Genomic DNA, 12,410 nt, shown 5'->3' with positions numbered 1-12,410 from the left:
GCGAGTTAGGTTACTGCCGCTCCCTGATGCGCTGACACCCGCGCGGCATCCGCGCTCATCGCTGGCAGGAACGCCTCGGCCCAGGAACGGTAGCCGCGGTCGTTGGGGTGAAACAAGTCTTTGGCGACGTGGGTCAGGATGCTGCGGAACCCGGCCCGTTTGGTGGTCGAGTGCAGCGGGACCACGGTCAGTTCGTGTTCGTCGGCGACGCGTCGAATGATCTCGTTGGCCTCTGCCACCTTGACCTCGTTGTGGGGAAGGTGAAAGCACGGCAGGTCGGCGACGAGGGTGTGCGGCGGCAGCGCGGCGAAAATGGTGCGAATGCCCGCTTCGAAGGTTGTGGGGTTCCACTGGGCGATATCGTTGGCACCGATCGCGACCGTCACCAAATCGGGCTCAAGCTTTTCGAAGCGGGGAAGCTGGTCGCGCACGGCCAAAGCCACCGTGGCACCCGACACGCTGAGGTTCACAACACGCACGGTTTGGCCGGTGACCAGCCGCACGTGATCGGCGAGCACGCCGACGTAGCTCCTGTTCGGGCTGGAGGCACCGATGCCCTGGGCCGCACTGTCGCCCATCGCGACGCAGAGCAGCTCACCCGGTTGCTTGGCATTGTCGCGCCACCAGGCGGAATGCACCGGCAGGGTTTCGTTCAGAATGGCCTTCTGCTGTTCGAGGTCGCGACGAAACCAGGTCGTGGCAAGCACAATGCCGGTCGCGACAACGGCGATACCGGTAGCGATTAACGGGCGGATGCTCGGGGTTGATTCGCGCACCCACTGAGGCTACTCCGCGGCATCCGTGTGTCTGCTGCATGTTCGCCGATTCGCGTCGGACCCCAGTCTCTACTAGGATCGACGGCGGTACCGTGTCCGAGCGGCCGAAGGTGCGACTCTCGAAAAGTCGTGTGGGGGAGACTCCACCGTGGGTTCAAATCCCACCGGTACCGCCACGAAAAACCCCCTACAGCCCAGTGTTCAACTGGGGAGTAGGGGGTTTTTCATTGCCGAGATTGACCCAGCAGTAACGCAGCGGTAACGGAACATCTGTGAGTGGGTGTGAGCAAGTGCGAGTTGAGGCATGCGGTGGGTGGTGACGCACGCGACTGCCTGGTAGCCCGCACCTTCCTGGCGACGATCTCCATGGTGCGCTGTGGCGGCTCGAGAGCACCGGTTCGACGTCCCCGCATCGGTCACGGCGAGGGGATGCGTTGCCGGTGAGCGCATGGAGATGCGCGGCCTCAACACGCCCGACGTATCTGGGAATGTGCGGTGTGTCCGATGTCTCCGAAATGCACACTCATACACATTTACCCTCGCCGGGACGTGTACCCCAACTAGGCGTCAGGCACCGTTATCTAATATTGTCAAGATAGGGTCGCTTTTTGATTGGTAGACACCCCTCATGGCCGGGTCTTAGACTTCAACCTAACAGAGCAGGGAAAAAGTCACATGACGGGTCAGCGAGTTGGATATGTGCGAGTGAGTACCCTCGACCAGAACACCATCCGTCAGCTTGCTGGAGTCGACGTCGATCGGGTGTTTGAGGATACGGCGTCGGGGAAGGATCAGAACCGGCCCGAGCTGGAGGAGATGATCAAGTTCGTCCGCGAGGGCGATACCGTTCTCGTGCATTCTATGGACCGTCTGGCCCGTAACTTGGATGACCTTCGTTTGATCGTGCGCCGGCTTACAGCGAAGAGGGTCCGGGTTGAGTTCGTGAAAGAGCAGCTGTGCTTTACCGGCGATGACAATGCGATGGCGAACCTGCTTTTGAACGTTATGGGGGCGTTTGCTGAGTTTGAGCGGTCTTTGATTCGTGAACGTCAACGCGAGGGTATTGCCTTGGCGAAGAAGCGGGGCGTTTACCGGGGTCGTACCCCGTCACTCGACACGTTCCGTGCGGCCGAGCTGTGTGAGAAGGCTGCTGCTGGTGTGCCGAAGTCTGTGCTTGCTCGTGAGTTTGGGATCAGCCGCGAAACTGTTTACGTCTATCTCCGTGCGAAGGTCTGAGCTGGCTGTAAATGATCTGATGTGGTTTATAGGTGGCCTTCTGCCGTGTCGATCAGTTCGACCCAGCGCGTTCGATGGTCGGTGCCTTGCCGGATCGTTGGGGTCGGGTCCTAGCCTCTGTAATAGGTATTGGCTGGTCTGGTTAAGCCCGGTGAAGTCTGGGCTGCCGCGGGCATTCCGGATTTGACTGTCTGTGATGAGTCGCGGTCGCCTGCCCAGATCTTTTCCGGCGTCGCGGCGCTTGTTGATCGAATTGACTACGCGCTCTTGCTCTCATTCACTTTCCGGGCAATCACAGTGCCCAGGCCGTCCACGACGGTCTCCTGGCCTCCCTGAGCTCCCTATCCGCCCACATCCACACTTCCCTCACTTGGGACCAAGGAGTGGAGATGGCGCTCCACAAGCCATTCAGCAAAGACGCGAACATGGATGTCTACCTCTGCGACCGCGCGAGCCCGTGGCAGCGAGGATCAAACGAAAACACCAACGGCCTCCTGCGCCAATACTTTCCCAAGGGCACCGATCTCAGCACGCAGACCCTGCCGGAGCTGGGACGAGTGACCCACGAATTCAACAACCGACCGCGCAAATTCCTCAACTTGGCAAACCCTGGAGAACTCGTCAGTAAGCTCCTTTTCAATACCTAAATCGACCTTTGTTGCGACGACCACTTGAATCCAAGAGCGTCGATACTTCTAGTCAATGTTTAGCCCGAGGGCAAAGCGCAACAAGCTCTATACCCTGGGCCCGGTTCTCTGGGTTGGGTTCAGCTGATGCATCGCGGTCCAAAGCCGCAGTCCGCGTGCCCATTGAGTGCCAGACCAAGCGATCTGCGTTCACCTTCGCGTTAGTTAAGCGTCATTCTGCGTTTACCTGTGGGATAGGTTCTCGTTGTCTTCATTTCAGATTATCTTTCTGATCTCACTCTGAGGTGCGCCCTTACTAACAGATGGACAGCAATGAAAACCACTCGGCTCCTTGCCACCACCGCCGCGGCGTCACTTGCCATGATGGCCCTGGCCGGCTGCGTGCAAAGCAACGCAGCAACATCGTTGGCCGGCCCCGGCGATTCAGCCGACCAGGCCCTCACGGTACTCATCAGTGGCGGTGAAAACATCCAGGCGCTGTGGGAAGACCACCTGATTCCGGCCTTCGAAGAGGAGAACCCCGGATACACGGTCGCTGTCAACCTCGATCTGCACGGCGAGCACGATGCCCAGACCATGGCCAAGCTGACGAGTGCCACGGAGCAGGAAAAGGACCCGGGCTTCGACCTGGTTGACGGCGGATTCGTGCCCATGGCCGCCGAGGCTGGGCTGCTGACGCCGATGACCGCAGACGAAATCTCCGCCTTCAACGACATTCCCGAAGACGTCGTCGAGGCCGGTGGCGCTGGTGGAATCGCCTACCGCGGCTCCGTCGTTCTGCTGGCATACGACACCGCCACCATCCCGACACCTCCGAAGACCCTCGACGAGCTGCTGGCGTGGATCGAGGCAAACCCGGGCGAATTCACCTACAACTCCCCGAAGTCCGGCGGATCCGGCTCGGCCTTCGTCGCGACGGTCCTCGACAAGTACGTCTCTGACGATGCCCGCGCAAAAATGACCGTCGGCTACGAGAAAGAACTGGAAAGCGAGTGGACCGAAGGGTTCGAAACGCTTCGCAGCTTGAACCCGTACATCTACCAGAATGGTTTCTACCCCAACGGCAACCAGCAGACGCTGGACCTGCTGGCAAGCGGTGAAATCTCGATGGCGCCGGTCTGGTCCGACATGTTCATCTCGGGCAAGAAGAACGGCGCGATTGGCGAGTCCGTGGACTACACGCAGATCTCTGACCCGTCCTTCACCGGAAGCGCGGCCTACCTCGGAGTTCCGGCTGCCAGCCCCCGCCAGGAGGGTGCGCTCAAGCTCGCCAACTTCGTCTTGACCCCCGGCGCCCAGGAAATGATCGTGAACGAGATCGCTGGTTTCCCGGCAATCAGCCTCGACCTGCTTTCGACCGACATTCAAAACGAGTTCGCTGATGCCGATACCGGCAACCTGCGCAAGGGTTACTTCTCTCAGATGGGCAGTGACTTGAGCAACCTGTGGGATCAGGAAGTGCCGGGACAGTGACTCTCGCCCCGACGAGGGGCTCAAAGCGACGCGCCATAGCCACCCCGGCTGTGGCGCGTCGCCCGTTGGGTTTCTTCCTCGCCCTTCCTCCGATCATTTTGATTCTGCTGTTCGTGGGATTCCCGATCGTCCTGGCTTTTGCGTTCAGCATTGGTCTGACCGGTGGCTTGAACCATGTGATCGCCTCGATCGGCCTGAACGTGCACGAAGCCGAGAATTGGTGGGGAACACCGGCAGCCTATATCGAGGTGCTCTCGAACTCCCGCATCCTGCGCGACCTCTCGGTTACCGTCGGCGTGACAGCGCTCAGCACGGTCATCGTCATTTTTCTGGCCCTGGGAATCGGTCTGTTCCTCAAGCTCCGCGATGGACGGATGGCTCGGCTACTGTCCGGTCTGGCGATCATCCCGCTGTTCATCCCGGTAGTCATCGCTTCCTGGGCGATCGTCACGTTCTACTCCGGTGACGGCTTCGTGCGCAGCGTCTTTGCGCAGTTCGGTGTCGAGGCGCCGGTGTGGGCCTTCACCATGGTCGCTGTGGTGATCGGGTCCGTTTGGACCTCGCTGCCGTTCGCGGTACTCATGATCACCTCCGGCCTGCAGGCAATCCCCAACGCCATGATCGAAGCCGCGCGGGATGCCGGTGCCGGCTTTCTGCGCATCGTCGTGTCCATTCTCATTCCCATGGCCTTCGTGCCGATCCTGATTGCGGTCACGTTCACCGCGATTGGCGTGGTCGGCTCCTTCACCGTTCCGTACTTCACCGGGCCGAATGCGCCCAACATGCTCGGCGTGAGCATGTCCAACTATTTCTCGGCCTTTAATCAGCCGCAGCAATCCGTCGTGATGGCCTTTATCGTCTTTGTGATCGCATCCGGTATTGCCGCAGCGTATGTCTGGGCCAACTTTCGATCAGCAAAGGATCAGGGAAAAGTCTGATGACGATGATCACCAAGCGCGCGCGAAAGTCCGCAGCGCGGCTCAGCTTCAGCGGTCCGCTCAGCGGGCTCTTTTTCGTCCTCATGGTCGTTTTCATTCTCGGTCCGCTGGCCTGGCTGGGCATTCGAGCATTCGCCGAATCCTGGACCTTCCCCAACCTCGGCCCGGACGGCTGGACCCTCCGCTGGTGGAGCGTAGTGCTCGGCGACGAAACGCTCGGCCGGGCCGTGCAGAATTCGCTTGCGCTAGCCGCGTTGACCGTGCTGGTGTCTGCCTGCATCTGTCTGCCGGCCGCGTATGCTTTCGCGCGCTACGAATTCTGGGGTCGGCGAACTTTTCTGATCGGGCTGTTCGCCCTCAACGCCTTCCCGAAAATGGGTTTGTACGTTACCATCGCCTCGCTGTTTTATGCGCTCAACCTGATGGGTACCGTGATGGGCGTGCTAATCGTGCACGTGTTGGGAACCGTGGTGTTCATGACCTGGATTCCCGCTGCGGCCTTCGCTGCGGTGCCACGCAGTCTCGAGGAAGCGGCGCGCGACGCGGGCGCCACGAAGCTACGGGTTTTCATCAGCGTTACCTTTCCCCTGGCCCTGCCGGGAATTCTGGTAGCAGCGGTCATGTCGTTTCTGGCGTCGTTCGACGAGGCGCAGGGCACCTATCTCATTGGCGCACCCGACATTATGACCATGCCAACGCAGATGTACACCCTCGTGCTCAACTACCCGAATCAGGTGGCGGCCGTGTTCTCCATTCTGCTGGCCATCCCCTCGGTCGCCCTGCTGCTAGCGGCGCACAAGCACATCGTCGGCGGCACGCTCGCCGAAGGATTCCAAATCAAATAGCCCCACTCCGAGCATCGCAAGAAGTGTAGAGAAGACCATGACTTTGATCGAAAAAATACATTCCACGACACCCACACACCGTGAAACGGATGCCGGCGGCTCGCGCGGTCTGCGCGTGCGCGGCCTACACAAGGTGCTCGGTGGTCGCACCATCATCGACAATCTCGACCTGACCGTGCAGGACGGGGAACTGGTCTCCCTGCTTGGCCCCTCCGGCTGTGGAAAAACCACGACCCTGCGCATGATCGCCGGATTCCTCGCGCCCGACGCCGGCTCGATCCAGGTGCACGACCGCGAGGTGTCCGCCCTCGGTGCCGAGAAACGGCCCAGTGCCATGGTGTTTCAGAACTATGCGCTGTGGCCGCACATGACGGTCGTGAAGAACGTTGGCTTCCCCCTCAAACTGCGTCGTCTCGGCAAGAAGGAGATCGAGCAGCGAGTGGACGCTGTCCTCGCGCTGGTCAACCTGCTGCATCACAAGCACTCGCGGCCGGCCCGCATCTCCGGGGGGGAGCAGCAGCGCGTTGCCCTGGCGCGCGCCCTGGTGCAGGAGCCGGAGCTGCTGTTGTTGGACGAACCGCTTAGCAACCTGGACGCGAAGCTGCGGGTGAAAGTGCGTGAGGACATCCGTGAAATTCAGCAGCGCCTGGGCATCACGACGCTGATCGTGACGCACGACCAGGAGGAGGCGATGTCGATGTCCGACCGAATCGCCGTGATGAACGCCGGAAAAATTGAGCAGTTCAGCCGGCCGGCCGAGCTGTATTCCCGGCCGGAAACCGAATTCGTCGCCACCTTCATCGGCAGTCTGAACCGGATCGAGGGTTCGCTGGTGAACGGCGCCGTCGTGCCCGGTGACGACGTCATCGGCATTCGCCCGGAAGACGTGGTGTTCACCCTGCACGCATCATTCGATGCACGCCCGGCCGTCGTCGAGCGCGTCGTGCCCCACGGGCATTTTCACGAAATCTACCTGAAGCGCGATGACGCCACTCTTCGCGCCTTCGCCTCCGGGTTGCCACCGGCGCCCGGTGATCGCGGTCACGCCGCCATCCAGAACGCGCTTACCTTTCGGCAGGGCCGGCTCGTCACGACCGGCGGGGTGGCGTTATGAGCGCGCCCAGCGCGGCCGCCCAGCGGGTCGCCGCCGTCACCGCTCATCGCGGGGATTCCCAGAATTTTCGGGAGAATACCCTCGCAGCGATTCGATCGGCGATTGCGGCGGGAGCGGACTACGTCGAGGTCGACGTTCGGGTCACCCGTGACGGCCAGGTGGTGTTGCTGCACGATGCGAGTCTCGTTCGGTTGTGGGGCTTCGACGCCGCCATCTCGGACCTGACCTACGCGCAGGTCGCCCTGTTGGGCGGCGACGATCTTCGTGTCCCGTTGTTGCGAGACGCGCTGAAGCTGTTCGAAGATTTCCCCACCCTGCTGCTTATCGACATGGACGAGGAAGCGCCGGCCGCACCGGCTTTTGAAGTAGTGCGAGAAAGCGGCCTGGACGTCGCGTGGTGTGGAAGTTTGGCCGGGATGCGGCGCATCCGTTCTCTGGATGCACAGGCTCGCATCTGGCTGCCGTGGGACCGGCGCGAGGTTCCACCGCTCGAGTTGATCGATGAGCTCCGGCCGGAGTTTGTGAACGCGGAGTATGTCGTGCTCAGCCGAAAGCTCGTGGACGACATTCATGCCCTGGGCTTAGGGGTCGCTTGCTGGACGGTCGATAGCGCCGCGATCATGCGGTGGGTGCTCGCGCTGGGCGTGGATTCCGTGACCTCCAATCGGTTGGCTCTGCTCGCCGAGACCGTGCGCGAGGCCGTCGGGCCTGAGCCGGCGGCTTTCTCTGCGGTTTCGGCGTTCTCGGCGGACGAGCTGCGCGAGGCCAGTGCGATTGCCCGGGAACTCGCGATCTGGGCGCAGGACTATAGCCGATCCGCCGACAGGGGAACAATTTCGACCAAGGCGAACCCCGGTGACCTCGTGACCGAGGTGGACGTTGCCGTCGAACGCCACGTGCGAGCGCGCATCGCGGCCACATTTCCGTCGCACAACTTCGTCGGCGAAGAAATGGGCGGCGAGGCGCAGGCCGGTGTGCCGTGCTGGTACCTCGACCCGGTCGACGGCACGACAAACTACGCCAACCTGATTCCGTGGACGTCGTTTTCACTCGCCCTGGCGGTGGATCACGTTCCCTACGTCGCCGTCGTGTCCGAACCCTGGCGCGGCGACCTGTTCGAAGCGGTGGCCGGGCAGGGCGCCCGGCTCAATGGCGCTGCCCTGGCGCTGCCCCGAGCCGGCGAGGGACCACTGTCGTTGGCCGGACGGGTCGTGCACACGGAGCTCGCCGGGCACCTGCCGTGGCCGGGCATGATCGAACTCCTGACCGCCCTTGGCGAGCGATTCAGCATCATGCGGGTGATGGGCTCAGCCACCCTGACCGTCGTGGGAATAGCCGCCGGACGGGGAGCCGCCTCGGTGATCGGTCAGTTCAGCGCCGTCGACCATCTGGCCGGCACGCTGATCGTGCAGGAGGCCGGTGGCGTCGTACTTGACGAAGACGGAATTCCGAACGCGTTTCCTCAGCACGGCGGCATTCTGGTGGCCGCCCCGGAGGCCGCGACGGAAGTGTATGGCCTGTGGCGAGCCGCCGTGGGCGCGAGGTGATGCTCGCACTTGACGGCCTCGACCGCCACACGCCCTGGAACCTGGTTGACCGGTTACCGCTCGACTTTGCCACCTTCCACCCGCAGGGGCTTGCCTTCGCCGCGGGGCTCACCTTTCTGTCTTCGGTGGAAATTCAGGCCGAAAATCGCGGGGTGGGTCACGTGTTCATCGTAGACAAGCAAGGAGCGCTGCAGCGGGACCTGATCGTGGGCGACGGCGAGATGTACCACCCGGGAGGCATCGACTTCGATGGCAGTTTGGTGTGGGTTTCGGTAGCGCAGTACCGCCCGGGCGGCCAAAGCATGATTATGACGATCGACCCTGAAACCGCCGAGATTCGAGAGCGATTTCGGGTTGACGACCACGTGAGCTGGGTGGTCTGCGACCTGGCGAATGCGCTGGTGCACGGCGCCAGCTGGGGCTCACGCGAGTTCTACACCTGGACAATCGACGGGGCGCTCATCTCGCGCTGGAAGAACCCGAGCGGTTTCATCGACTACCAGGACTGTCGCTTCGTCGGCGAGAGTCTCATCGTCGCGAGCGGTATCGCGGTGCTGCCCGCGGCATCCGGAACCTGTGAGCTGGGAGGTTTAGCGCTCATCGACACCGCCAAGCGCGCGATCGTGCATGAATTTCCAATGTCGCTGTATTCGGCTGCTGGGCACACGGTCACTCGAAACCCCTTCTCGGTCTCTGTCGACGCGGGGTCCGTGACGATGTGGGTCGCCCCCGACGATGGTGGCGAAGGGAACGGCACCGAGATTCTGACCTATCGCACCACCATTCTCTGACGCTCAGGTACCCGCTGCTCTGTGCGGGGCTCGGGTCCGGAACGTGGGCCCAGCTCAGAGCGCTTGTTGCTTGGTGGGAGGTCTTCTGGAAGTCGCTACCGAACTCAACAATCGACTCCCAAAACACTCGGCGGCATCGCACCCACTCAAGCTATGCAACGACTACTCTCAAACCAGAAAAGCCCATCGTTGCGACGACCATTTGAATCCGCCCTGCTACCGAGAGCATTAAGTGTCAAGAGTTGGCACGCTTCACCGCTGAATTCAGGTGTTCCGCAACCGTTACACGGTCGACCCGGCTCAGATGGCGGCCACCCTTCTGCCCTACCGGGAGCGTGGGGCGGTGCGCAGGTGCGGCCGACGTGATGGCCCTGCAGGAGGGGCAGGTTCAGTGCACCCCGCCGAGCACCTCTGAGACCGACCGGCAGAACCCGGTCTGCACTGGACGGTCGCTCCTGGCAACAGAGGAAACGGATTTGTCCTGCTGCGGATCTGAGGACCTTGTCTGTCGTCCTGTGCTGATCGGCGAGGGATCGGAGTCGCCGTGGCCCAACGTCGACTGGTTCGGCGCCGAGTATTGCTCGGACTCTGGGAAATAAAAAAGTGAACAAATCCCTTAATATGACTAAATTTCATTAGTGTTTATTACGAACTATCCACGACCAGCGGGACCTTCTTGCTGGCGGTTACTCAAGGAGATAATCGTGAAACGATATTCCATGGGGATTCTGGGGGCTTCGACCGTTGCGTTACTCGCTGCGGCTACATTCGGGGCCGGCGCAGCTCAAGCGCACGATCCTGGACACTCCGGCGACAAAAAAACGGTATCGCTGTCCGCCGATCTCACGGAGCTCAACGGCTCCGGGGCGTCAGGAACTGCCACAGCAACAGTTCGTAACCAGAGGATCAAGCACATTGAAGTGCACGCTTCTGGTCTGACACCAGACGCTCCGCATGCCCAACACATCCACTACGGCGAGCAAGCGCTGCACGAGTGCCCCACCCTGGCTCTGGACAGCAACGGTGATGGCCGCTTGAACACCGTGGAAGGGGTTCCCGCGTACGGTCCGGTCGTTGTGTCGCTTACCACGACAGGCGACACGACTCCCACAAGCTTCCTGGATGTGACTCGTTTTCCGGTGTCTGAGAGCGGCAGCTACCACTACAGCCGCGATAACATCCGCATCACCAAGGTGGCGGGAACGGGCTACCCGGGGCCGGACGGAACAGGAACGGCGAAAGAAATTGCCGAATCTATCCGCGAAGGCGAAGGCGTCGTCGTGATCCATGGTGTCGACTACAACGGCAACGGTGAGTACGACTTCAGTGCGGGTGCAAGCGAACTCGACCCGAACCTGCCTGCAGAAGCAACCGACCCGGCCGCCTGCGGCGTCCTCGACTAAGCACGCGCTCAACACCCTTTCTGGGCAACGACCGACGGTGGCCCGTCATCGATGACGGGCCACCGCACGGAACCCACCTGACTACTCGAGAAGGCGTCCTCCGCTCTGCCTCGGATGAATCCGCCCACCCGTTGCTTGACGCCAACGCCGTCCAGTTCGTCGATTCACCCCCACAGCATCACACGCTGCAGTCAGAGTCGAGCCCTGGGCCATCAACACCCAGAACCGCGCCTGTTTCTCCACCAACTCAAACTTCGACTACACCTACAACACCTCACAGAAATCGAGTGTTGCGACGACCGGTTGAATTTGCCAACCCTCAGCGAGACGGTTCGTGTCCACCAGGCAGGTCGAGTACACGGCTGCGTGATTGGAGCGATCGCACCCAGGCGACGATAGACAGCACGGTCAGCGTCACCAATGCTGTCAGGCTCCCGATGCCAAGCCCGGTGGCGAACCAGCCGGGCGACACAACTAACTCCGATCCGGTTGCATCGAAATAGCGACATTCCAGTCCTACCGGCCAGACAGAAAAAGTTCCTGAAGCGCCGAGCTCGCGCACGGCACCATTCGGTATCTGTTGGGAAATGGCGCACTGGTAGTCCGGGACTCCTGCCTGATAGGCGGCAGCGGCAACGGGTATGCCACAAAGCAAGGCGACGGCGATGAGGATCACGGTCAGTCCAGTTTGGAAGCTTCGTCTCATACCTGATCGAACCACCCCTATACAGCTAAGTTAGCCAGGGCCAATTTCAACACGTTTCCGGTGGACGGACGCTGTGCGACCGCCGAACCGCTGCAGGGCTTTGGGGCAAGTCGCTCAGGCGGGACCGCAAGAGGAACCCTTATCGGAACTGTTTGAGAGCTTCGCTATACCGCTCGTGATCGTCACGGGTCTCATCCGTCACGAGGAGCGTGTGCTGTCCGATGACGCGCGTGTAAGAGCCTTGGCAAGGGATGGTGACAATTTTCGTCAGCCCGGCTTGCCATGCTGGGATCAGCGCGCTGAGCGACAACCGTTCCGGATCATCCGCGAGGGAAGTCGGGCGACGCTGCGTGCGTGCTTGGAATTGTGATCGATTCCACGTCTTCTTTTTCTCCGTAAAGGCTTCGTCGCCGAAGGAGCTCTTCCAGGACGGCCCGACCATGCTGGCCAACAGGTTGGCGCGCTCGGGTGACCCGTCCAGAGTGTGCTGGAGCTGGTCGAAGATCGTGCTGTCTTCGAGCAGACCGGCGTGGTGAATGCAGGCGTTCCACATCCCCGGCCACGCCTCCACCCACGCTGCGGGCGCGTCGGTCGATCCGGTCGGTGCGTGTGCGCGTACCGAATCGTCCGACAGGAGCGAAGGAAGGTCCTCGCCGACCGGATTGAGATTCCACGCTTCTCGAACCCAGAGCAGATCAACCAACGAGTTCGGGTCATCATCGACGGTGATGAGCATGTCATGAGGCCAGGGGTTCCCCGGCATAGGTACAGATGAACGCAAAGTTTCCCCCTTCAGAGCGGATGTCGGACAGTCTCGCAGAGAACCTTCTCCGAAGGGGAACCCTCACCGGGACAGGCAGTTGCTGGCTTGGTTGGCGAAGAGCCAATGGGTGACGGTGTTTGTGCAGTGCTAAATGGCACCGTCGGTGCGGGA

Annotated in this window: 13 protein-coding genes and 1 tRNA gene; 10 read left to right on the top strand and 4 right to left on the bottom strand. The window is 61.5% G+C overall.

Features of this window, described 5'->3' with window-relative positions:
- Positions 1-5 precede the first annotated feature (5 nt).
- The gene (locus tag CXY78_RS01590; protein WP_233206050.1) at positions 6-776 is read right to left on the bottom strand and encodes an SGNH/GDSL hydrolase family protein; all 771 of its coding nucleotides are present in this window, start codon (positions 774-776) and stop codon (positions 6-8) included.
- An 86-nt stretch (positions 777-862) separates the two neighbouring features.
- Here CXY78_RS01590 and CXY78_RS01585 point away from each other — a divergent pair.
- The 10 genes from CXY78_RS01585 to CXY78_RS01540 all read left to right on the top strand — a co-directional run bounded on the left by CXY78_RS01585 (position 863) and on the right by CXY78_RS01540 (position 10,770).
- Positions 863-952 (top strand) — tRNA-Ser (locus tag CXY78_RS01585).
- Positions 953-1,451: 499 nt separating this feature from the next.
- Positions 1,452-2,012, top strand: a complete 561-nt coding sequence (locus CXY78_RS01580) for a recombinase family protein (protein WP_104087738.1) — start codon at positions 1,452-1,454, stop codon at positions 2,010-2,012.
- Between the two features lie 275 nt (positions 2,013-2,287).
- Positions 2,288-2,659 carry an IS30 family transposase gene (locus CXY78_RS21820; RefSeq protein ID WP_255410378.1) on the top strand — a complete coding sequence of 124 codons (372 nt, stop codon included), beginning with the start codon at positions 2,288-2,290 and terminating at the stop codon, positions 2,657-2,659.
- A gap of 312 nt (positions 2,660-2,971) precedes the next feature.
- Entirely contained in the window at positions 2,972-4,132 is a 1,161-nt protein-coding gene (locus tag CXY78_RS01570; protein WP_092341796.1) for an extracellular solute-binding protein, read from the top strand.
- A 50-nt stretch (positions 4,133-4,182) separates the two neighbouring features.
- Entirely contained in the window at positions 4,183-5,070 is an 888-nt protein-coding gene (locus tag CXY78_RS01565; protein ID WP_233197200.1) for an ABC transporter permease, read from the top strand.
- Positions 5,070-5,915 (top strand): ABC transporter permease, encoded by an 846-nt coding sequence (locus CXY78_RS01560; RefSeq protein ID WP_233197201.1) that lies wholly within the window; start codon positions 5,070-5,072, stop codon positions 5,913-5,915. Before CXY78_RS01565 ends, CXY78_RS01560 begins: the two co-directional genes overlap by 1 nt.
- Positions 5,916-5,952: 37 nt before the next feature.
- Positions 5,953-7,029: an ABC transporter ATP-binding protein gene (locus CXY78_RS01555; RefSeq protein ID WP_092341798.1), complete on the top strand. Its 1,077-nt coding sequence runs from the start codon at positions 5,953-5,955 to the stop codon at positions 7,027-7,029.
- Positions 7,026-8,576 carry an inositol monophosphatase family protein gene (locus CXY78_RS01550; protein ID WP_104087736.1) on the top strand — a complete coding sequence of 517 codons (1,551 nt, stop codon included), beginning with the start codon at positions 7,026-7,028 and terminating at the stop codon, positions 8,574-8,576. The genes CXY78_RS01555 and CXY78_RS01550 overlap by 4 nt, the downstream gene beginning before the upstream one ends.
- On the top strand, positions 8,576-9,367 hold the full coding sequence (locus CXY78_RS01545; protein WP_140425476.1) for a DUF6454 family protein: 792 nt from the start codon (positions 8,576-8,578) through the stop codon (positions 9,365-9,367). Before CXY78_RS01550 ends, CXY78_RS01545 begins: the two co-directional genes overlap by 1 nt.
- Before the next feature lie 704 nt (positions 9,368-10,071).
- Positions 10,072-10,770, top strand: coding sequence for a CHRD domain-containing protein (locus tag CXY78_RS01540; protein ID WP_134505217.1), 699 nt, complete (start codon positions 10,072-10,074; stop codon positions 10,768-10,770).
- Between the two features lie 81 nt (positions 10,771-10,851).
- On the opposite strand, the gene CXY78_RS22015 is transcribed toward CXY78_RS01540, so the two are convergent.
- From CXY78_RS22015 to CXY78_RS01535, 3 genes are all read right to left on the bottom strand, one after another.
- Complete coding sequence (locus CXY78_RS22015) at positions 10,852-10,983, bottom strand: helix-turn-helix domain-containing protein (RefSeq protein WP_369827220.1); 132 nt, start codon at positions 10,981-10,983, stop codon at positions 10,852-10,854.
- A gap of 106 nt (positions 10,984-11,089) precedes the next feature.
- Positions 11,090-11,446 (bottom strand): hypothetical protein, encoded by a 357-nt coding sequence (locus tag CXY78_RS20585; RefSeq protein WP_134505218.1) that lies wholly within the window; start codon positions 11,444-11,446, stop codon positions 11,090-11,092.
- Between the two features lie 169 nt (positions 11,447-11,615).
- The gene (locus CXY78_RS01535; protein WP_104087764.1) at positions 11,616-12,212 is read right to left on the bottom strand and encodes a hypothetical protein; all 597 of its coding nucleotides are present in this window, start codon (positions 12,210-12,212) and stop codon (positions 11,616-11,618) included.
- Positions 12,213-12,410: the final 198 nt, after the last annotated feature.

The sequence above is a fragment of the Cryobacterium sp. N19 genome, from assembly GCF_002929595.1.
GTDB classification, from domain to species: Bacteria; Actinomycetota; Actinomycetes; order Actinomycetales; family Microbacteriaceae; genus Cryobacterium; species Cryobacterium flavum.
Note: the sequence above shows the minus strand (reverse complement) of the source record. Positions and strands in the feature narration are given on the sequence as shown.